The organism is Rahnella inusitata (assembly GCF_018288855.1).
Classification (GTDB): Bacteria; Pseudomonadota; Gammaproteobacteria; order Enterobacterales; family Enterobacteriaceae; genus Rahnella; species Rahnella inusitata.
Genome location: NZ_CP065024.1, coordinates 1,176,698 through 1,197,224 on the forward strand (window position 1 = coordinate 1,176,698; position 20,527 = coordinate 1,197,224).

At 52.7% G+C, this 20,527-nt stretch carries 29 protein-coding genes and 1 other annotated feature; of the genes, 3 read left to right on the forward strand and 26 right to left on the reverse strand.

Annotation, left to right across the window (positions count from 1 at the left end; translation table 11 throughout):
- Positions 1–41: 41 nt before the first annotated feature.
- The 22 genes from I2123_RS05540 to I2123_RS05640 form a co-directional block, all read right to left on the reverse strand.
- Positions 42–1,202, reverse strand: a complete 1,161-nt coding sequence (locus I2123_RS05540; protein ID WP_213051952.1) for a contractile injection system protein, VgrG/Pvc8 family — start codon at positions 1,200–1,202, stop codon at positions 42–44.
- A 2-nt stretch (positions 1,203–1,204) separates the two neighbouring features.
- The gene (locus I2123_RS05545; protein WP_112169378.1) at positions 1,205–1,675 is read right to left on the reverse strand and encodes a phage tail protein; all 471 of its coding nucleotides are present in this window, start codon (positions 1,673–1,675) and stop codon (positions 1,205–1,207) included.
- A complete protein-coding gene (locus I2123_RS05550; RefSeq protein ID WP_213051953.1) occupies positions 1,672–3,366 on the reverse strand; it encodes a phage tail tape measure protein in 1,695 nt (564 codons plus the stop codon). Before I2123_RS05550 ends, I2123_RS05545 begins: the two co-directional genes overlap by 4 nt.
- A complete protein-coding gene (locus tag I2123_RS05555; protein ID WP_056772768.1) occupies positions 3,359–3,493 on the reverse strand; it encodes a GpE family phage tail protein in 135 nt (44 codons plus the stop codon). The genes I2123_RS05550 and I2123_RS05555 overlap by 8 nt, the downstream gene beginning before the upstream one ends.
- A 20-nt stretch (positions 3,494–3,513) precedes the next feature.
- Positions 3,514–3,801: a phage tail assembly protein gene (locus tag I2123_RS05560; protein ID WP_213051954.1), complete on the reverse strand. Its 288-nt coding sequence runs from the start codon at positions 3,799–3,801 to the stop codon at positions 3,514–3,516.
- A 59-nt stretch (positions 3,802–3,860) separates the two neighbouring features.
- On the reverse strand, positions 3,861–4,370 hold the full coding sequence (locus tag I2123_RS05565) for a phage major tail tube protein (RefSeq protein WP_112169384.1): 510 nt from the start codon (positions 4,368–4,370) through the stop codon (positions 3,861–3,863).
- Positions 4,371–4,384: 14 nt separating this feature from the next.
- A complete protein-coding gene (locus I2123_RS05570) occupies positions 4,385–5,554 on the reverse strand; it encodes a phage tail sheath protein (RefSeq protein WP_112169386.1) in 1,170 nt (389 codons plus the stop codon).
- Between the two features lie 198 nt (positions 5,555–5,752).
- Entirely contained in the window at positions 5,753–6,733 is a 981-nt protein-coding gene (locus I2123_RS05575; RefSeq protein ID WP_213051955.1) for a phage tail protein, read from the reverse strand.
- Positions 6,723–7,337, reverse strand: coding sequence for a phage tail protein I (locus I2123_RS05580; RefSeq protein WP_112169390.1), 615 nt, complete (start codon positions 7,335–7,337; stop codon positions 6,723–6,725). The genes I2123_RS05575 and I2123_RS05580 overlap by 11 nt, the downstream gene beginning before the upstream one ends.
- Positions 7,330–8,238, reverse strand: a complete 909-nt coding sequence (locus tag I2123_RS05585; RefSeq protein ID WP_213051956.1) for a baseplate assembly protein — start codon at positions 8,236–8,238, stop codon at positions 7,330–7,332. The genes I2123_RS05580 and I2123_RS05585 overlap by 8 nt, the downstream gene beginning before the upstream one ends.
- 4 nt (positions 8,239–8,242) lie before the next feature.
- Positions 8,243–8,593: a GPW/gp25 family protein gene (locus I2123_RS05590; RefSeq protein ID WP_112169394.1), complete on the reverse strand. Its 351-nt coding sequence runs from the start codon at positions 8,591–8,593 to the stop codon at positions 8,243–8,245.
- Positions 8,590–9,231, reverse strand: a complete 642-nt coding sequence (locus tag I2123_RS05595) for a phage baseplate assembly protein V (protein WP_213051957.1) — start codon at positions 9,229–9,231, stop codon at positions 8,590–8,592. Before I2123_RS05595 ends, I2123_RS05590 begins: the two co-directional genes overlap by 4 nt.
- An 81-nt stretch (positions 9,232–9,312) precedes the next feature.
- Entirely contained in the window at positions 9,313–9,780 is a 468-nt protein-coding gene (locus I2123_RS05600; RefSeq protein WP_112169398.1) for a phage tail protein, read from the reverse strand.
- Positions 9,743–9,991 (reverse strand): Rz1-like lysis system protein LysC, encoded by a 249-nt coding sequence (lysC, locus tag I2123_RS05605; RefSeq protein WP_244879910.1) that lies wholly within the window; start codon positions 9,989–9,991, stop codon positions 9,743–9,745. The genes I2123_RS05600 and lysC overlap by 38 nt, the downstream gene beginning before the upstream one ends.
- Positions 9,876–10,301, reverse strand: a complete 426-nt coding sequence (gene lysB, locus I2123_RS25435; RefSeq protein WP_244879882.1) for an Rz-like lysis system protein LysB — start codon at positions 10,299–10,301, stop codon at positions 9,876–9,878. The genes lysC and lysB overlap by 116 nt, the downstream gene beginning before the upstream one ends.
- Entirely contained in the window at positions 10,302–10,811 is a 510-nt protein-coding gene (locus tag I2123_RS05610; protein WP_112169402.1) for a lysozyme, read from the reverse strand. It lies immediately after the preceding gene.
- On the reverse strand, positions 10,792–11,013 hold the full coding sequence (locus tag I2123_RS05615; RefSeq protein ID WP_112169404.1) for an HP1 family phage holin: 222 nt from the start codon (positions 11,011–11,013) through the stop codon (positions 10,792–10,794). The genes I2123_RS05610 and I2123_RS05615 overlap by 20 nt, the downstream gene beginning before the upstream one ends.
- Complete coding sequence (locus I2123_RS05620; protein WP_112169406.1) at positions 11,004–11,207, reverse strand: tail protein X; 204 nt, start codon at positions 11,205–11,207, stop codon at positions 11,004–11,006. The genes I2123_RS05615 and I2123_RS05620 overlap by 10 nt, the downstream gene beginning before the upstream one ends.
- 208 nt (positions 11,208–11,415) lie before the next feature.
- Positions 11,416–11,610: a hypothetical protein gene (locus tag I2123_RS05625; RefSeq protein ID WP_112169408.1), complete on the reverse strand. Its 195-nt coding sequence runs from the start codon at positions 11,608–11,610 to the stop codon at positions 11,416–11,418.
- A gap of 115 nt (positions 11,611–11,725) precedes the next feature.
- A complete protein-coding gene (locus I2123_RS05630; protein ID WP_213051959.1) occupies positions 11,726–13,663 on the reverse strand; it encodes a replication endonuclease in 1,938 nt (645 codons plus the stop codon).
- Between the two features lie 91 nt (positions 13,664–13,754).
- Positions 13,755–13,976, reverse strand: coding sequence for a TraR/DksA C4-type zinc finger protein (locus I2123_RS05635; RefSeq protein ID WP_213051960.1), 222 nt, complete (start codon positions 13,974–13,976; stop codon positions 13,755–13,757).
- Positions 13,960–14,250: a DUF5347 family protein gene (locus I2123_RS05640; protein WP_112169414.1), complete on the reverse strand. Its 291-nt coding sequence runs from the start codon at positions 14,248–14,250 to the stop codon at positions 13,960–13,962. Before I2123_RS05640 ends, I2123_RS05635 begins: the two co-directional genes overlap by 17 nt.
- Positions 14,251–14,419: 169 nt before the next feature.
- On the opposite strand from I2123_RS05640, the gene I2123_RS05645 reads away from it, so the two are divergent.
- From I2123_RS05645 to tyrA, 3 genes are all read left to right on the forward strand, one after another.
- Complete coding sequence (locus I2123_RS05645) at positions 14,420–15,010, forward strand: phage repressor protein CI (RefSeq protein ID WP_112169416.1); 591 nt, start codon at positions 14,420–14,422, stop codon at positions 15,008–15,010.
- A 301-nt stretch (positions 15,011–15,311) separates the two neighbouring features.
- Positions 15,312–16,388 (forward strand): 3-deoxy-7-phosphoheptulonate synthase, encoded by a 1,077-nt coding sequence (locus I2123_RS05650; RefSeq protein WP_112169417.1) that lies wholly within the window; start codon positions 15,312–15,314, stop codon positions 16,386–16,388.
- 6 nt (positions 16,389–16,394) lie between these two features.
- Positions 16,395–17,516, forward strand: a complete 1,122-nt coding sequence (tyrA, locus tag I2123_RS05655) for a bifunctional chorismate mutase/prephenate dehydrogenase (RefSeq protein WP_112169419.1) — start codon at positions 16,395–16,397, stop codon at positions 17,514–17,516.
- A 63-nt stretch (positions 17,517–17,579) separates the two neighbouring features.
- Here tyrA and pheA read toward each other — a convergent pair whose 3' ends face one another.
- The 4 genes from pheA to bamD form a co-directional block, all read right to left on the reverse strand.
- The gene (pheA, locus tag I2123_RS05660) at positions 17,580–18,734 is read right to left on the reverse strand and encodes a bifunctional chorismate mutase/prephenate dehydratase (protein WP_112169421.1); all 1,155 of its coding nucleotides are present in this window, start codon (positions 18,732–18,734) and stop codon (positions 17,580–17,582) included.
- Between the two features lie 54 nt (positions 18,735–18,788).
- Positions 18,789–18,913: a sequence feature (Phe leader region), on the reverse strand.
- Positions 18,865–18,912, reverse strand: a complete 48-nt coding sequence (locus I2123_RS25775) for a hypothetical protein (protein WP_369794779.1) — start codon at positions 18,910–18,912, stop codon at positions 18,865–18,867. (Overlaps the previous feature by 48 nt.)
- A 134-nt stretch (positions 18,914–19,047) precedes the next feature.
- Positions 19,048–19,392: a ribosome-associated translation inhibitor RaiA gene (raiA, locus tag I2123_RS05665; RefSeq protein ID WP_112169423.1), complete on the reverse strand. Its 345-nt coding sequence runs from the start codon at positions 19,390–19,392 to the stop codon at positions 19,048–19,050.
- Between the two features lie 335 nt (positions 19,393–19,727).
- Positions 19,728–20,462 carry an outer membrane protein assembly factor BamD gene (gene bamD, locus I2123_RS05670; RefSeq protein WP_112169424.1) on the reverse strand — a complete coding sequence of 245 codons (735 nt, stop codon included), beginning with the start codon at positions 20,460–20,462 and terminating at the stop codon, positions 19,728–19,730.
- Positions 20,463–20,527 lie beyond the last annotated feature (65 nt).

Below are 20,527 nucleotides of genomic sequence, written 5' to 3' on the forward strand. Positions count from 1 at the left end.
CGATGAGGTCATTATGGAACCATAAACTTGCAAAAGCAAGTTTATGGTTGTGATATTGATGACTGATACGTGATATCCGCCACGTAAATCTTCAAATTCAACTTTGTGGTAAACCCTTTTTCATTGAGGCTATGTTCAACCGAGTCGATAATCCAGCGCTGGTCGTCGATCACATTTTTAAAACCCTGCACATTCAGCGGTGTCTGAGCGCTGAGATCGGCACGGCCCATTGCCAGTCTGATGCTAAATGATGCTGAATCCGCCTGGATCTGATTAAAAGCAGAGTCCGCTGCGCGCCTCGCGGACGCTTCATCGGGATATATTTTTTGGAGTTTGAGGACATTTGCCCCGGACCCGGCGGTATAACTTTTTAGCGGTGGCGCTGTTTCAGAAGACTCAGTAACCGCCGCTTTGGTTGCTGCCGGATGTTGTTTTTGCGAGGTGGAGTTTGCAGGCGGTATTCTTTTCAAGGCTACACTGCTGGTAGCCGCCGCTTTCACATCATAAGACTGGGCAATCACGCCGCTAAAGGCCTTCTGATCAATCACCTTGAAAACATGCTCATCGCCGTCGCTGCGCACCAGCGTTTTCCACGGCAGCGCTTGCCCGGAAGCGCTCCTGGCCGAATAAGGTTTAAAAAAAATAATAGCGCCATTTTTCACCGTGGCCTGCGCGCCGAAGTTTTGTGCCAGCCGGGTGAGGAAATATCCGTCATTCTCATCGGTCTGATCGATGTGCGGGATCTTAATGCTGTCGAGCTCCGGCGCGATAACCGGCAAAGAGAGATTATTGCGCGCTGAGAGGATCCTTACGATCGCACCCAGCGTGTAGTCATCATAAGACTGGCTGCGTTTCGTCTCGAATGTCCCACGAAAATCGGCACTGCGGGCGGTGATGATCACAATATCTGGTGATCCCTGATGGGTCACGGTATCCACAATGAAGTACCCGCAGTCGTACAAAGCCTGTTTCGACCACCCGATATGCAAATGCAGAAGAGTGCCTCTGGCGGGCATTTGCAGTTGTCCGTCGGCATCGTCGAATTTGAGCGTCAGATCATCAGCCGCGAATCCGCTCTTGTCATTGACGGTGAGACTGATGATGCGGTCTGTAACACTCTGTTCCAGCACCTTATTTTTAATTTTCAGGGTAAAAGCCGGCGCGATCCGTGCGCCAGCGGGTAACTGAAGATCGGTAAGCATCGTTAACCTCCGGTAATAAAATTACCAATTGCCGAACTGGCCTTGTTATACAAACCTTCAGCCTGCGCCATCAGGTCACCAAACATGGCGGCCTGAGATTCATCCACCCGTTTAAGAATGACGCTGAAAGAAATACTTCGCGCCTGCCCGTTTGAATTGAATTCGCCGTTGTCATTGGTCAGGCTCTCAATGACAAACATGCCATGAATAGTGCCGTTGCCTTCAATCAGCGGCCACGCCCGGCCTGAATCCGCCATGCTTTGCAGGGTTTGCAGATAGCGCATGCCGCCGGTCAGTTCCGGCAGGAGTTGTCCCGTCAGCTTCAACGTTTCCTTGCCCGGTCCGAGAAATTGCGAAACCGCCCGCTGGCCGAAACGGGCGTTTTCCGCCCAGGTGTAATTCACCTGATGATTGGTGGTCTGATAGGGGAGAGTGCTCAGTTTGAATACAAATAAACCCAGCGACATCATCATGAGTAGAAGCCTCCGTTACTGAACTGGCTGTGCAGCGCATTCTCGTCATTCCTGTCACGCTCATTCATTGCCTGGTTAATAAAGCCCTGAATTTTCGGATAGTCTGTTTCAGGCGTGGCGGTAAAACTGAAATTCATGGTCGTTGCCCGGTTATCGGTCAGATTATTGGCAACGCTGTTTTTAGCAGGCTGGTACAGGCTGAGCGTTCCGCCTGTCGGCGAAATATTCGGCGCAAAGGCCGCTGGCGCACTCAGGTTCTCAGCCGGTTCATCGTAATCACTGCTGAAAATATTCAGAACGGAATCGACGCCTTTACGCGCCCAGTTAAAGACTTCCCCGATTTGAGAGACGGCATTCGTCAGCGTCACGAAAATTTCTCCGATGGCTTCCCCAACCAGTTTGCCAACGTTGCTAAATCCCGCCAGCTGATCCTGCGTAAATTTAATCGGCGTAAACAAATCAGTTATCCACCCGAGCGCAGCTTTGAAAGGTGCGAATGTGAGGGTGATCGGCCCTATGACAGAACTGAAACCCGCGACTAAACCGCTGACAAAAGCACTGATCGGCTCCCAAAGTTTTACGATGGCGATGCCAATACCGGCAATCAGGGCGATGACCGGCAACAGCGGCAACCCGATGGCTGCAAAAGCGGCTGCAATCATGCCGCCGGTGCTGGTGAAGAGGGGGCCGAGTACTCCGGTTCCGGCCATCAGCATATTGATGCCGCTCAGCACCGGCGCGATGGCGGCACTCACTGAACTCAGTGCACCGACAATGCCGGTAATCCCTAAAGCAAGGCCGAGCAGGGAATTCACCAGTTGTGGATTATCGGTTATCCAGGTATTGAGCGTGGTCAGCCAGCCGGTGGCGGTTTGCGTCAGTTCGCGTAGCGCCGAGCTTTGCCCTTCAAACAGATTGATGCGCAGGGTTTCCCATGTCGCAAACAGTTTGATGATATCGCCGTCGAGGTTGTCACCTTTCACCGTCACGGCCATTTGTGCGTCCGGCGTATCGCCGTTGAGCTGAGCCGGTGTCTGCGCCAGAACCTGACTGGCATCCAGCCCTTCTCCGGCGAGTTTCTTCTGCGTGGCTACAACCTCAGAAGGCGCGTGGCCAGACGCTGCCATCGACAGACTTTGCTGACGCAACGCCGCCATACGCGGATCGTCATTTTTCAGGCCGAGCATCGACTGGACTTCAGAGAGTGCGGCCTGTAGCCCGGCGCCGGGCTTGAGGAATTCTTTTGCCCGTTCCAGTTGGGGATGAGCAAAGTTAATCGCTTCGATGCCCGCGTTTTTGTTTGCTTCAGCGCTTTCCTGCCGGGGTGTTGTTTGCCCGCTAATGTCTCGGGTTTGTGGTCCGACAAGGATGGCAGGTCGTTCAGTATTCACGCCCTGACCGCGAAGATCATGGCTCTGTTGATCAACAGAATGCTGGCGGAGGAATGCGCCCGGCCCTTCGGTTATCAGCTTATATTGCGCGTCGGAGAAGTCCTCCATCACTCGTGATTGTTTCTCCAGCGTCTGGAAGTTCAAAGCGACATCGCTGATATCATCTGAAATGACGCTGTATAACGTCTTTTCCGGCAGCATTGTGAAATTTCGCCAGACATTTTCCGTCGCGGCTTTCAGCGCTTTTAGCTGCTTATTGATGTTTCCCAGCGTCGAGGGTAACTGTTCGACATTACTCATCTGTTTTGACTCCGCTGCGTTGCAATGCCTTATATCGCCAGCTCAACAGATCGGTGAGCGACATGCCGTCCATTTCGGACGGCGGCCAGTGGAAGATCACCGCGATGTCTGCCATCAGATCATCCACGGTGAGCCGGGGCGCGATCTTTACGCCACCGGTTTCGGTGATAAAAAACCAATCACCTTGCCCGCGAGCGCAATCAGGTCAGGCAGTTCGAGGCGTGTGCACTCTTCTTTGGTGAGATTGGGAGAAGTGATGCGCGGCAAAATGGTGATCAGCGCATCGACGTCGGCGTTCGCCAGCGCCGCCAGCCCGATACCGCGCAGGCTGCCCGCCGTCGGTTTGGTCACCTGAATTTCTGTGATTTCCATATCGCCGCGTTTGAGCGGAACATCAAGAATCACGGTGTTGTCGTTGTTTTCAATCTGGCTCATAGGGTTTCCTGTTTAAACGAAAGTGAAGCCGGCAACTTTTGCCGGCTCAGGGAAGGGAATTACAGGCCGAGTGCGGTGCGGTGTTCAGCCAGGCGGTCAACGCCGTTGACGATTTCCACCATATTGACGGTATCGATCTCAATCAGCTCTTTGCCGTCGATAGTCAGTTTGAAGTAAGTGCACTGGGTGGTGACTTTGGTTTCAGTGTCTTCACCTTGCTTGTACTCACCAAAATCAAACTCTTTGTGACGGCCACGCATCATCACTTCAACCGCTGACACATCACCGGTATCGTCACGCTGCAGGGAACCGGCAAAACGCAGAGGAATATCGGAGACGCTGCCCCACTGTTGCAGAACCAGTTCGTCCAGACCGCCGATGGACCATTCCAGCGTCAGCGCATCGTCGTCGAGACCGAAATCCACCGCGACCGAACCGCTCATGCCGCCGCCGCGATAGTTTTCCAGCTTGCGGGTGAGTTTCGGCAGGGTCAGGGAAGAGACAAGGCCGAGGTAGCTGTTACCGTCGTTAAACAGGTTCAGGTATTTCAATTTTTTAGGAAGTGCCATGAGTCATTTTCTCCTTAGCTGTTGATGGACGCGGCAAAGTTCACCAGATAAGAGTCGGTGATACGCTGGCGCAGGGTCAGATCTTCCAGAGGCGGAACCGGCGTGTAGTCATAATCGATATACAGCTTGCCAGCCTTCAGGGTTTCCGCGGTGTTAGCGGTTTCGTCGTACCAGCAATCGCCATCAATGATGTAACCCGCTGATTTCATTTCGCGCATTTTGGCTTTGATGCCGTCGATCATGTCGCGCACCAGCGACGGGGTCATGGGTTTGTCGACCGCCCACATGTGTGCTTCCGCCATGGTATCGGCCAGCACTTGCGCGGTACGGGTGTAGTTTTCGAAGATGAACAGTGAATCGTCGCTGCAGGTACGGTTGCCCCAGAAGCGGAAGCCGTCTTTGCGCACCAGCGTCGTCACACCGGCTTCGTTTAGCAGGTCAGCATCGGTACCGCTCGCCTGTAAATCCCAGAATACGCTGGCGGAAAGACCGGTCACGCCATTCACGCCGACGTTTGACAGGGTTTTATGCCAGCCGGTTTCCTGGTCGATTTTGGCGCGCAAGCCCAAAGCGCGTGCAGTGGCGTAAGCAATATCAGACTGGCTGGTAGCCGTATTCCAGTTCACAAAATCCGGCCAGATCAGCATCAGCTCACGCTGGCTGAAGTTGTCGCGGTATTTGATTGCATCGGAAAGCGTTTTTGCGCCGTAAGCGCTGATATAGCCGAAGGCACGCAGCTGCTGACATACACCCGCCAGTGCGGTGGCGACAGCCTGATTATCCAGGCCCGGAACGCCCAGGATACGAGGCTTCACGCCTAATTCTGCCTGCGCAGAAAGCAGGGCTTTCATGCCGGTATAACGACCGTTGGCATCCGAACCGCCAATAATATTGCTGGTGGTGGCGTCTTCATCCGCGCCGGTCGCAACACGCACGACCACGGTGACGGGCTTGCATTGATCCGCGATAGCCAGCAGTGCCGCACGCAGTGTCCCGGTTTTACCCGCCTTACCGCTGGCAGCCAAAACGTCGGTAATCAGGACCGGTGTGTTGAGCGGAAACGTGGTGGCATCCGCATCTTCTGCGGTACATACCATGCCGATAATTGCAGTTGAAACAGTGGAAATAACGCGGGTGCCATCATTGATTTCGACGACACGAACGCCGTGGTGATAATCAGCCATCAGGGTGACTCTCTCTGTTGTGGGGGTGAAGCAAGGATGCCGGTTCACAAAAGAAAGCGCATTCGATCAGGGGCGTGGGGGCGGTGGCACAACAGAGGGGGGGTAGATAATAAAGAAGCCCTCAAAGAGGGCTTAGTATTTTTAGGTTTCTATACTTTGTAAGGTGATGATTCAAATTCAATTATTATTGAAAATATTTTACGCAGCTCTGACTATATAATTAAACGCAACGTTACGAGGGCGAGCGGAAACATAAGCCCACCATTCATATCGCTTGGCTGTCGTAGAGCCAGATATCCATGTTTTACCCTTTATTTGAGCCCATTGTGCTGACGTCAACGGATCTCCAAAACCATAATCTGGGGAGCTGAGAGAGCTAATATCACCTGAGTCATTATCATCAAATCCAGAAACGATCGTACCTTCTTGAAACGATAAAAGACTACGTCGCGAATCGATTCCGCGTCCATCATCCCAGCCACGTATAAACTCCCCACGCAAATCAGGTAATAAGCCAGATGGATAGGCTAGCGCGAGTTTTGGATATTTTGCTTTATCAAACGCGGCGCCATTACATTTTAACCAGCCTGCTGGCGCGGTTGCTGTAGGCCAGGGAAGGGGAATGCCCACCGGCAGATCGTATTGTGGATGTGGATTTGTTGCCGCCACATGCTTCGCCATCAGGTCATCCGCATAGGCTTTCACTTCAATCACTTTATCATCGACATATTTTCGCGTTGCCAGCACCACTGAAGGATCAATTTTTAGCGTGACAGCCTCGGTGCTGTTTACCACTAAAATCATACGGACGGTTTGTGTTCTGCCGCTCCCCTCCTGAAGTTGTGGTTTATACGTTTCGGGGCAATTGGCGATGGCAATCAGCGTATTGTCCTGATCAAATAACCCAATTTCCCGGATCCAGAATCCTCCCTGATCCTCGGGTATGATTTGCTCGGCAATAATCTGATTGGTATTTTCCGGATCAACACTCAGCGAATTAAGTGCTGCCCGGCGTTTCTCACCAATTAATTTTGTTTGTGCGGGATCGGGCGTGGGTAATACACCACCGCCATCGCCTAGCGCCATTTGCGTCAGACTAAGTTGCGTTCCGAGTGCCGTGGCGTTGGCCAGTTTTGCTGCGCCCAGATTGGTCAGCAGGGCATAGTATTTAGCTGTCATAATTTACTCTCAGGTTGTCGATTAAATGGATTGCTGAACCGGTAAATCCAGCACCGGACGCAGTAATGGTTTCAGGGATATAGGGATAAACGGTCAGCTCTTCGCCGTCGTAGGCGGCTGCGGCAATATAAAAATCACCGGTGACGTCCAGATTGATTGAGAGGCCGATCAAATGGCGGCTACAGGGTTTGGCATCAGCAATCAGACGCTCAAGCTCAAGATACATCTCTTCAGTAATACCCGTTTCAAGCACGCCCACATCGAGTCGAAAAGTGCCGGGAATATCGTGGGTCTGCCACCATTCGGTGATACGGATTAAATAGCCGAGGGGTTCCACTACCCGCCGTAATGCGCCAACTGTGCCTTTATGTTTATGCACAAACCAGGCGGCGCGCACGGCAGAACGTTTCGCGGATTCAGTCCAGTTTTCATCCCAGCGGTCGACGGAGAATGCCCAGGCGAGATAGGGCAATAATGTCAGAGGGCAAGTCTGCGGATCCCAGAGTTCGCGCAGAGGAACTTTGAGACGGCCTATTTGCGCTAACGCCTGCGCAGCCGCAACTTCCAGCTGCGTTGATCCCGAAGGCAGCAGCCGATCATTCATCGGATCCTCCGACAGTCAGCGAATACGCAGTACAGAGTGACGCCTGTGTTTTATCCAAAACGATATCGGCCGGCGGAGCAGACAACTCCACGCGTTGAACCCCTTCAACATGTAAGGCTGCATAAATGGCGGACAGTCTGATATCGCTCCCTAAGCGGCTTTGCCTGTTGATATAAGTTTTAAGCTGAGCTTCTGAAGCCGCACGTACTGGTTCGATTTCTGGGGTGGGTAAGACGTAAAGAACCGCCTCTATCTGATACGGAACAATCTCCGCTGCCTGAACGGTGACACGATCGGCGACCGGGCGAACGTCTTCGTCATTCAGCGCTTTTTCGACAGTGAGCAACAAGTCAGAAGATGCCGAACCATTGTTATCACGGGATAAAATCGTGACGGTTACTTCCGCGGGAGAGGGGCTGATTGCTGAGGCATCCGCCACCCGTCCGTCCGCCGAACGCGCATGATACTCATAGGCGCCTGTCGGACCTGCGACGCTCAGTCCTTCGAAGGCCTGTGGAATGCGCATGCGCAAATCGGTGTCGGCTTCCATCACGGCGGCGGTCGGTGGAATGGTGGCGTTGTCAGCGGCCCGGAGCACCAGACGCTCGACGTTGAAGTTCGCGGCCAGCTGATCCAGATCGTTTCCGGTTGCATAGGCCACCATGACGGCGCGGGCAGATTCGTTGATCCGCTGACGCAGGATCAGTTCGCGGTAAGCATTCTCCTGCAGCAATTTGACCAGCGGTTCGGATTCCAGCGTCAACGTACGGCTGATGGCTTCCTGTTGGTCAGCGGGATAGAGCGAAATCAGCGTACTTTTACGTTCCTCAAACAGGTTTTCATAGTCCAGTTCCTCGACCACATCGGGGGCCGGTAACTGGCTCAAATCGATCGTTGCCATAGTGTCAGCTCACAGGAATATTGAGAGAAAAATCCGTCGCCGTATCGCTACGGCTTCCGGTCAGTTCCACCACCATCTTGCCGGTGTAATCGGTGTCGAAAGTGATAGCGTTCAGAGAAATACGCGGTTCCCATTGCAGCAGCGCGGTGTAGCAAATCGCCATCATTTGCAGGCGCAGTGCGCCGTTTTGCGGCTGGTCAGTCAGTTCTGAAAGCAACGAACCGTAATTGCGGCGCATCACACGTGAACCCACCGGCGTGTTCAAAATATCGCTGACCGACTGCCTGATATGCTCGAGGTCTTCAATCGCCTTGCCGCTGTCTCTGGCCATGCCTGTGTATTTCGGATTACTCATTGCGGAACTCCGGTTTGGCCGTTGCCGGTTTGCACGCCGCTGTGGCGATGCGTATGCACAACGATGCCGTTAGATGTCAGACTGCCGCCGCTGTGGGTGAGATTGCCTGTCAGCGTGCCGCCCTGTTTCACTTCCAGCGTTCCGGCCGTCAGTTTGCGGGTGCAGACTACTTCCGGGGTATCAAGGGTGATACGCGTGCTGGCGGTGCAACGGATTTCCGGTGCGGTGACGTCCACTTTTTGTGTGGCGTTGACCACGGCGGTTTTGATGCCAGTGACTTTCAGCGCACTACCGGACGGCTCGTATTCAATAACCGCTCCGTCCGGGAAGGCCAGATGAATAGCATCTGCCGACACTGACGGCGCAGGCATGGCATCGGAAAACACCGCCGGTAAGACGAACGCGGTGTTCAGCTCACCGCCGAGCGACAGCAGCAGAACCTGTTCGCCGGGCGAAGGTGCCCACCAGCTGCGCGTGCGGCCTGCACGGTGCGTCATCCACGGCAGCCAGGCCGTGACGTTACTGCCGGTAGTGACGCGGCAGCGCGCGTTTGGCAGATCCAGTTCGGATACCGTTCCGATGCGTACCAGATTGCCAATCAGCCGCATGATTTCGTTGAGTTGGATATGTGTATTCATGGGATAAAGGATGCCGTTTCAGAGGGTTGGGCGACAATCGAAAACCGCCCGTTAACGGATGGCACAACGAATGTCAGCGGGTTACACGGTCCAGCTGCTGATCAGTTCTCCGTTGAGGTAAACCTGGCGCGGCAGCGCGACGTTCTCCGGCAGCGGCGGCTCGGATAAATGCGTAATCGTACGCACGTCATCCTGATCGGCGACCTGCACCCGTTCAGTCAGTTGCAGCGTCAAGGTCAGGCTGTGCTCCTGCTGAGTGAAGGTAAAATCGCTCAGCCGGTGGCTGGCGTTACCGAGGATCTCGGGCTGGTTGACCCGCAGCCAGCCGAGGATCGTCACCACCACCTGATCGACCAGTTGTTCACTGAGCGGCGCGTCGTCGTCCGTGATGGTCAGCGTCAGCGGGTAGCGATATTCAAAGGATAAAGAAGCCGTCGCGGTGGCCACCACATAGCCCTGACCCGTGATGAGTACCAGTTTTTCAGGGGCAAACTGAAACAGTGGGATCTGCTCAATCAGCCGTTGTTGCAGTTGATTCGGTTTTTGCATGTTGTGCCTCCTGACACGTTTTGATGGCTTCCACCTGCAGGCCGCAGTTGAGCAGCGCAGATTCGAGTTGGAGAATATCGGCGCTCAGATCCCCGTTAGTTGCCGGTTGCGCGGACGGTACCGGGCACGGGCTGACTGCCGGACAGCCAACGTAAATAATCTCCGGTGCTGTTGAATGCGGGGCGCTGGTGCAGCCGGCTAACAGCAGCAGGCAAAGCGGTGTCAGCCCAAAGACGCAATTGCGGATCGTCATGAAGTTCTCCCTGCCGTAGATGTTCGCGGGTTTGCATCGCCCGTTGAGCGATGCTCAGATTTTCACGTAAAACCAGCTCTGCTCGTTCCCGCTGGCGCATCTGCTGGTTAAGTGTGGCGATCAGCGTTTCACGTTGTTGCAGCTGCGCTTTCAGGGCATCCCGCTGCTGGCCAGTGAGGGTTAAATCGTGTTGCAGCGAGCGGTTGGAAAGCAGCAGGACGCCGGTCAGCAGCGTTAATACCGCGAGAAGAGCCAGAATCCAGCGCATCTACACCCCCTTCAGACACAGATTCAGTTCGGCGTTACGCCTGCGCTCAAGCCCGTTGCTACGTTCACCGTTGACGAAAACCCAGCGCGGTAACTGCCCGCAGGCTTCCCGCCATTGCTGTTTATTGATGAAGTACGCCAGCGTGGATTTGCAGGCGGCGGTGGCGCCGACGTTGAAGCTGAATGAGACCACTGCGTCATAGACCGGCTGCGGCATGGTCACGGGCATACATTTTTTGATCCCCCGTTCAGTTTTCTGAATATCCTCCAGCAGATTTTTCGCCGCCTGTTGTTCGGTTATGGCGCCCGCCGGTTTGACTCCCGCCGTATGGCCGATACCGCTGGTCCATACGCCCGCACTGCACTGATAAGGTTGCAACTGACAGCCTTCGAAATCGGTGATAAGGCGAAGTCCGTCCTCCGAAACCTGCAATGACAAATACCCAGGCAGCGCGGTCATCAGCCCTAACACCACGGCGGCGCTGCAACGCTTAAGAGTTGAGGTTTTCATAGATGTCTTTGCTCAGGCCCTTACGCGCCAGCAGCTGGTAGCTTTTACGCCGGTAGTACCAGTTAATTAAAAAAGTGCCGATGCCGACCGCCGAGCCGATCAGAAAGGCAATGTCCTGCGACGTCATACCCGCCAGCCAGGTGAGTGATGTGGCGATGAAGTATGCGCAGGCGGAGCTGATGCGTTCTGTATTCAGTCCCATAATTTGAGGGTTTCCTGAACCGGTTGTTCGGCAATATCGGGCATTTCAATCGCTGTCCCGTGGGGAAGCAGCGGTCCTAAATCTGCAACGCCTTTATTGGCCGCAAAGACTTTTTCGACCACAACTGCGGTTCGGCCGTAATAGCGCCAGCACAGTGAATCGAGGGTATCGCCTTGTTGTGCATAAAATTTCATTGGGGTTCTCCGCAAAATGAATGAAATCGTCAGGAGGTGATTTCAGTCTGCGCAAGAGGGAGGAAAGCGGCAATCAGGGAGGGTTGTGAAACTATTGGCACAACAGGAAAGGGGAAAACAGGGGAAATGGCGGGGCGCTTAGTCCGGCCTGAGCTGGGAAGGGTAAGCGCCGGGTACGTTGACTAACACCGCCGGTCATATCTGGCGATCAGTGGGCGTCGTCAGTGCTGCCATTGTAATAGAGCGCATCGTGATGTTCCTCGGTCAGCGCCTGGCTGGCCAGCTCTGAAATCAGAGACATTACGACAAGAAATTCTTGTGGATTACATTGCGCCGTCTGCGAAATGTCCGCGATCAGCTGTATCCTGGACAACGTTAGCTCTTGTTTAGTCAGGTTTTCCATTTTCTCCCCTCGCCAGATACTGTGTTTATATACAGTATTCTTTAATTGATCTAATACGTCAACACTCCGGGCATTTTAAAATTTATAATTCATTGAATTGATGGATTAATTTTTATTAGTCTGGTTTTTGAATGATTCCCATGTCCCGACGACGGATTACGGTTCCACAGTTATTGCCAGAACTCCAAGGCGGGTAAAAGGCAGCGTTTTTCAGCGATTTTTCCTGAGGCGGCAGCCGGTGACGGACGATGCGCCAGCTTTCGGTATGCGTCAGAAATATCCGCGATGCACCGAGATGCGGAGCATATATCCCGACAACTTTTTGCCGGGGTTCATCGTAGGCATTGAGCTCTTCACTCAGCTGACGTGCGACCCGGACCGTTTGCGCTTTGCGCCCGATATGAATGCCGCCCTGCGCCTGAATGTAGCCAGCGTAATCGCCGTTATCAGCCGCGAAGCGCACTGCTTCGACCCGTTCACCAAACTGACCGGCGAGGCTGACATTGCGGATTCGACGGCATTCGCGGTAAGCGCCGACCGAGGGAATGCCGATGGCGTGAAACTGTGGGATCCGCCATGTGGATGCCCAGGCCGTAACCGCGGTGGCGACATCAGTCAGCAGACGCCCGGAATCAAAATCGGTTTCTCCTTCCAGCGCATAACCGTCGATATTTTTTGCCACATATTTGGCGATGTATCCGGCTGCACCTCCGCGGTTGAGTGGCTTGCAATTGAAGCGTGACTCAGCGGCGCCGGGTTCGTCCGCATCTTCTTCCAGCGCGTATTTGCGCATAATGTCGATGACTTTTTGTTGGTGTGCCGGCGGCGTAAACAGCATCATGTGCCAGTGCGGCGTACCGTCGTGATGCGGCTCAACGACCCGGACACCGTACACTTTGAGGTGACGATCTTTTAACGTGGTGCGGATTTTCGCCCAAACGGCGACCAGATAGCGCTGGGCATCTTTCGGGGTAAACGCGTGAGTATTCCATTTTTGATTAAACAGCGGGGCTGAATGCGCGCCGGTCGTTCTCAGCGGATGATATTTTGACGGCGTGGTCAGGGTGATGAACAGCCCGCGATCCTGTTGCAGGTCAGCCACATCTTCGACTCCGGCAATGAGCGTCATTAACTCCATACGGCGAAGTTTAGGATTCGACACGCTGGCCAAAACGGTGCTCAGCAGGTTCAGCCTTTCCCCGGATCCGACGTTCTCTATATCGCATTGCCTGAGATAATTCAGTGCGGATAAACGGCGGGAGGTGACGTCCCGGATGGCATTTTTACTGGCATAAGGTGACGTCGCCCGGCTTACATAACCGCAGGCGATCATCAGTGACTCCCGCCACAGACGCTGCTGCGCACGTAGTTGCTTCTCCCACCATTCCCCCCTGACCAGCCGGGAAATACTGGCAACGGCGGTGTGCGCGGTCATCCGCCCTTTTTCAAAGGCGCGCCAGTACAGCGGGGTTACGCGACAGGCGCGGGCCATTGCCGCCAGATGGCTATAAATTTCGCTTTGCAGGCGATCACTGAGTAGGATGTCCGGGTTTTCCGGCGAGTTTCTCAGCCATTCATTACAGTGATGTTCATACGCATCCTGGAAATGTGTTGCCAGCTGGTTCGCCAGACGTTTGAGCTTTTGGTCATTCAGATCGGGCAGGCGGTTAAATGCTTCCTCCGTACTAAGTAGCTTTTGCGAGGTCTGCCGGCAATAGTGATGGCGTGCATTTACCCGCTGAATGCGCGGCCACAGGCGTTGCATGAACACCGTCATCAGGAAATGAAAGGCGGCACGCACGCCTTTGGTTGCCAGTAAAAAATGATAACGCTGTTGGAGCGGCGCGCGCAGGCAGCGCGGAAGCCGGTGGATTAAGGCAAGCGCAGACTGCTGGCGCTGACAGAAATCGCGGGTCAGTGGTTTTTCGAGGGGATTTTCCATTGCAGTTCGCGGAGCATTCCACCACCAGGCGCCGGTAAAAGGTTTGCCTGTCGCGCGTTGAAAAGCAGGCGGCGGAGAAGGGGCGATCCTTCCTAGGATATTATCTGGCATAAGTGTGATCCCGCAATTTAGGTAATAGAATACCGTTCCAGAAATAAATAAATTCAGGAGGTCATGCTAATAAAATAAAAATGTGGATGAATTAAATGGATCGATAATTCCTGCGTTTTATTTCATTTAATTCCTGACATTCAATACAACGCTGAACGCCGGGAATAATTTTACGCCTGGGTTCGGGTATCGCCATTTCGCAGTCTTCACAAAAGTGTGCTGAAGCGCGGCGCGGAGCGCTGATCGCCTGAGCTATCTGCTCTTGCAGCATCTTAATCTGGTGTTCTTGTGATTCATCAATCCAGTCTGCCATCGATAAATTCTCCTCGTAATGATGATGAAAAATGGCGTAACGATAATAACGCCTGAATAATTTTTAACTGTTCATCAGATGTCAGTTCAGAATAAGTCAGATAAATATGACGGCGTTTCAAACCAGCGTGAAAACATAATGTGGTTTTCCATTTATCCGAAGCATGATCATAAATATCTCCCACCTTATTTCGCGTTTCAGAGAAGTAGATTTCTTTCAGATGTGCGATATGACGTAAACCCGCCTGACGCTGCTGCTCTGTGCCTAAAAACATCGCATCTCCTCATTTCCTGACCTCAGGTTCTTCGTGAGATTTCTTACTGATCCTCCCCCTGCGCCGTAAATTTGGTATCATGACAAGGTTCGGTACATTACATAAACAATCTAAACTTGCATTTGCGAGTTGTCAAGTTGGTATTTACAAGCTCAGGGGTTTTCGCCAGATGCAATTAGATGAACTCGAAGGAGGGAAAGCCGTTCTGTCGCGCATGCTTCAGGCGTATGGCTTTAGCCTGCAGAAAGAGCTGGGTGATCTGTATGGTTTATCTTCTGGGACGATAAGTACCTGGGTAAGAAGGAATTACTTCCCCGGTGATGTGGTCGTGGCCTGTGCGCTGGATACCGGCGTTTCATTGCGCTGGCTGGCAACCGGCAAAGGCACAATGCAGGATACGGTCTCTTCCGTTGCTGCGGTGTCTGAGAGTGTCCGTCAGCTTAAAAAATTGAGATTACGCGGCGGGGCGCTGGAGGAAGAAGGCGTATGGGCGGTGGACCCCTCTCTGCTGGACGGATCCCTGGCTGAACCGGCCTATGTAGTGAAAGGTAATCATTCGTGGATTATCGATTTAGGCAGCACGCATCCGGGAAATGGCCGCTGGTTGCTGGATATCGACGGTGATGTCGATGTGTATGATGTGGCGCGCATTCCCGGTAACCGCCTGAAAGTGGCTCGGCAGGACAGCCATTTCGAATGCAGTGTGGATGATGTTTCTGCGCTTGGACAGGTCTTTATGACGCTGGATCGCAACCTGTAATTATTTCCCTCAGCAGCGTTACTTCGCTGAGGGATGTCTCCTTAATACGTTTTCACTGCCTTTCTTCTCTCCTGTTTTATTTCGATTCTCCCCTGCAAGACACATTCCCTGTAACTTTGGCGGTACACCTCGTTCGCCACTGACGCACTAAATGTAAACTTAACTTTCCAATAGGTGGCGTGTTATCGCCAATTGGTAATGTTAAGTTTACAATAAAGGCTTGATAACTTTACGCGCTGTGGTAATGTTGTTCGCAGACGCCCACGTGGCTGCCCATTTTCCCAAAGAGCGAATCACGATCATGCAGAAAGACGCCCTCAATAATGTACATATCAGTGCTGAACAAATTCTTATCACTCCGGAAGAATTGAAAAACCGTTTTCCGCTGAGCGTGAGCGATGAAACCAGCATTGCCGAAGCACGTAAAACTATCGCCGATATCGTGCATGGCCGTGATCCGCGACTGCTCGTGGTGTGTGGTCCTTGTTCCATTCACGATCTGGATGCGGCGCTGGAATACGCGCGTCATTTGAAAACGCTGGCTGCTGAGTTAAGCGATCGTCTGTACATTGTCATGCGCGTCTACTTCGAAAAACCGCGCACAACCGTAGGCTGGAAAGGGCTGATTAACGATCCACACATGGACGGTACTTTTGATGTAGAAGCCGGTTTGCACATTGCGCGTAACCTGCTGTTGCAACTGGTGGGCATGGGACTGCCACTGGCCACCGAAGCGCTGGATCCGAACAGCCCGCAATACTTAGGGGATCTGTTCAGCTGGTCAGCAATTGGTGCGCGTACCACCGAGTCGCAGACTCACCGCGAGATGGCGTCTGGCTTATCTATGCCGGTAGGTTTCAAAAATGGTACCGACGGCAGTCTGGGTACGGCGATCAACGCCATGCGTGCTGCCGAAATGGCGCACCGTTTTGTGGGGATTAATCAGGCTGGCCAGGTGTGCCTGTTGCAAACCCAGGGTAACCCGGATGGTCACGTGATTCTGCGCGGTGGTAAGACGCCAAACTACAGCGCACAAGACGTTCAGCTGTGCGAAAAACAGATGAGCGATGCGGGACTCCATCCTTCCTTGATGATAGATTGCAGTCACGGCAACTCAAACAAAGACTACCGTCGCCAGACCATTGTGGCTCAGTCAGTGATTGACCAGATTAAAGCCGGGAACCGCTCCATCACTGGCCTGATGCTGGAAAGTCATCTGAACGAAGGCAGCCAGTCTTCTGAGCAACCGCGTTCAGAAATGAAATACGGTGTGTCGGTAACCGACGCCTGCATTAACTGGGAAACCACAGAAACCCTGCTGCGCACCATGCATCAGGAACTGGGCGACGCGCTGGCGGCACGAATCGCAGGAGAGTAGGTTTTTATGGTGGCAGAACTTAACGCGTTGCGCGATCAGATCGACGACGTAGATAAAGCGTTGTTAGATCTCTTATCACGGCGTCTGGCGCTGGTGGCAGAAGTCGGGGAAGTCAAAAGCCGTTATGGTTTGCCGATTTATGTGCCTGAACGTGAAGCAGCGATGCTGGCTTCACGTCGTCAGGAAGCGCAGAACCTTGGTGTCCCGCCGGATTTGATCGAAGACGTATTGCGCCGCGTGATGCGTGAGTCCTACTCAAGCGAAAACGACAAAGGTTTTAAAACGCTTCATCCTGCGCTGCGCCAGGTGGTGATTATCGGTGGCCGCGGTCAGATGGGGCGTTTGTTTACCCGTTTGCTGGAGCTGTCTGGCTATCAGGTCAACGTCCTTGAGCAGGAAGACTGGCCTCAGGCTGAAACCTTACTGGCCAACGCCGGTATGGTGATTGTCAGCGTGCCGATCCACCTGACTGAAGAAGTGATTGCGCGCCTGCCTAAACTACCGGATGACTGTATTCTGGTTGATCTGGCGTCAGTGAAAAATCGTCCACTTCAGGCGATGCTCGCGGTGCATGAAGGGCCGGTTCTTGGCCTGCATCCGATGTTTGGCCCGGATGTCAGCAGCCTGGCAAAACAGGTGGTGGTGTATTGTGACGGCCGTGAACCGCAGGCATACCAGTGGTTGCTCGAACAGTTACAGGTCTGGGGCGCGCGCTTGCACAAAATCAGCGCCGTCGAGCACGATCAGAACATGGCATTCATTCAGGCACTGCGTCACTTTGCGACTTTTGCTTACGGCCTGCATCTGTGCGAAGAGAATGTGCAGATCGAGCAGTTGCTGGCGCTGTCCTCGCCGATTTATCGCCTTGAACTTGCAATGGTCGGGCGGTTGTTCGCTCAGGATCCGCAGCTTTATGCAGACATCATTATGTCTTCAGAAAGTAATCTGGCGCTGATCAAACGTTATTATCAGCGTTTTGGCGATGCGCTGGCCCTGTTGGAGAAGGGTGACAAACAGGCATTTATCGATAAATTCAGGAAAGTAGAAAACTGGTTTGGCGATTATGCGCCTCGTTTCCTGAAGGAAAGCGGTGCGTTGCTCAGACAGGCGAACGACAACCGTAAGTGAGTTGTGCAGAAGGGATCGAAGAGAAGGGCGTTGCATTGTGCAGCGCCCTTTTTATTTGGAAAATTACAAATCGACGGAAACGACGTTTTCGCTTGGATAACAACCAAGAACCTTCAGAGAGCGGGTGATCGGCGCCAGATCTTTCAACGCCTTTTTCATCTCTTCCGAACGCAAGTTGGCCTGCACATCGATATAAAACATCTCTTCCCACGGATTGCCGTTGATTGGACGGGATTCAAGCTTGGTCATAATGATGCCCTGTTCACGCAGCACCAAAAGTGCATTCACCAGCGCACCGGCCTGTTGCCCTGTTGCCATAATTAAAGTGGTTTTGGCCGGCACCTGATCGGTGACTTCAATCGCTTTACGCGCCAGTACGATGAAGCGGGTGATATTTTCCTGCTGATTGGCCAGATTATGTTCCAGCACCTGCAAGTGATAGAGCGCACCCCCCGCCTCGCTGCCGAGGGCGGCAACATGCGGGGAATTGGCGGCTGCGACTTTTTCCATCGCAGCAGCGGTACTTTCGCAGTATTCAATTTTCCAGTGCGGGAAACGATTAATGAACTGACTGCATTGCTGGAACGGTTGCGGATGGCTGTACACTGTCTGGATCTGCGAGAGATCTGTGTCAGTTCCCACCAGCACGCAGTGATTGATCGGATTCGTCAGTTCGCCGACGATAGAGAGGCTGGTATGTTGCAGCAAATCGTAGACGTCATTGATCGACCCGGAGCTGGTATTTTCAATCGGCAGAACGGCGTAATCAGCTTGTCCGGTTTCCACCTGAGAGAAAATGTCCTGGAATTTCTGGCAACCGCATTCGATGAATTGTTCGAAATGGCGGGCGGCGAACTGGCGCGCGGCAAGATGTGAGTAAGAGCCTTTAGGACCGAGGAAAGCAATGCGGGCAGAGTCAGAATTGGTTTTGTTGAGATGCTGCTGCAGCAGTGCCTGCTGCGTTAAGACGGAGTCTTCGATGATCAGCTGATAAACGCGGGTGATGTAATGTCCGTCCAGCCCCTGCTTTTTCCCTTCCACTATCAGCGAGTTAATCAGTTCTTTTTCACGTTCTTTATCGCGGATGGGCCGGTGAGTGTGCATTTTGGATTGCGCGACTTCTGTTGCCAGTGTCCGACGTTCTGCCAGTAACGCCAGCAGTTTCAGATCCAACGCACTGATGCGTTCGCGCAGTGCCAGCAATGAGTTCTCGGTCATGTTAGTACCCTTTTTGATGTTCTTTCTTTCAGTAAAATCGTGTGAAACGCAGGCATAAAAAAAGCCCCCTTTTCAGGAGGCTTTATTGTTCGTCTTCGCATTCATTCTTTCGCGACGAAACGCCTCCCAATCAGGGGAAGGTAAAAAAGAATGCGAAGAAAAACAGACGGGTATTCATGAAGTCGTGATGTCCTTAAACGTGAGCAGAGTCTTAAAGTAACCGCAGGGTTTTCCCTGTGTCAATAAGATTTCCTTTGGGCACAAAAAACGCGCTCACTGGAGCGCGTTATTAACGGTCATTTTGACAACCCGGTTATTCCTCTTCTTCCTCCACCGGTTCCAGGTTCAGTTCCTTAACGCCGGACTCTGCACGGCGGGCTTCACCTTTGTGTTGCGCTTTATTGAGCTGACGTTCAAGTTTCGCGGTCATCTCGTTAATAGCGGCATACATATCATCATGGGTGGCACTGGCAATCAGCTGGCCGTTTGGCGTGCTGATGGTCGCATCGGCGACAAATCCCTGTGGTTCTTTCGACAGAACAATGTGCGGGTTAATTAACTGAGTTTGCCATTTTTCCAGTTTTTTCAGACGGCCTTCGATGTGGTCACGAATAGCGGCGGTGATGTCCATTTGCTTGCTGGTAATGTTGACTGTCATATAATTTACCTCTCTTCTTTCCGTCTCCGATGAATCCAACATACCAGCCTTTTTTATGAATTGCGTCCCCTGTATCGCGGTTTTTTGTCACTTTTTGTCAACTCAGACGATTCTGTGACTCAGAGTAATTTATGGGGGTAAATGCCTTGAGACTTACATCGGGATGAAGCATGATTGATAAGATCAGTGCCGCACTTCCTCTTTTGTATCAATCACTTTTTGCTTGTTTTTTAATCCCCTCGGTTTCTCATACTTAGCTCATTTCATTAATGCCAAAAAAAAGAACAAAAAAAACGGCAGCCTGAGCTACCGTTTTTGTGTTCGGACATTTGAAATTATGCAGCGCTATTGGCGGCAATAATTTTCGCGACTTTATCAGCCTGGTTGTTCAGCTGCAGTTCGCGATAGGCACTTTCCATCAACGGTAGCGCTTCGTGCGTTGCATGCGCATCCGGATAATCTTTCAGCATTTGCTCTACACGGTTAACGACAGCGACGTAAGCACCACGTTTAGTGTAGTATTGCACCACTGACAGCTCGTATTTCGCCAGACGCTCTTTCAGGAATACCAAACGCTTAGTCGCATCAGTCGCGTACTGGCTGTTTGGATATGCGTGGATCAGCTGGCTGAAATCACGGAAGGCTGCACGTGCATGCTGCGGATCGCGGTCAGAACGATCAACACCGAAGAATCCTTGCAACGCACTGTCATCCAGCGCCATATCCGTTAAACCACGCATATACATGACGTAGTCGATATTTGGATGGGTAGGATTGAGACGCATAAAGCGATCAATTGAGGCCTGAGCCATTGGCAAGTCAGCAGACTTGTAATAGGCATAAATCAGATCTAACTGAACTTGCTGCGAATAAGGCCCAAATGGATAGCGGTTATCCAACGCTTCTAATTGCGCAATCGCGCCTTTAAAGTTACCGTCCTGCAGCTTTTGCTGGGCAGTGGCATAAAGGACGTTAGGCGGGTTATCGGGAACCGTTTCTTTGGAACTGGAGCAACCGACCAGCGCCAGGCTCAACGTGGCTGCTGCCACCAGATATTTCACACGCGTCATGACGTTTTGATTATCCTCAGGTGTTATTCTGGGAGACTGTCCGTTAAGCTCCCGACAAAGACCAG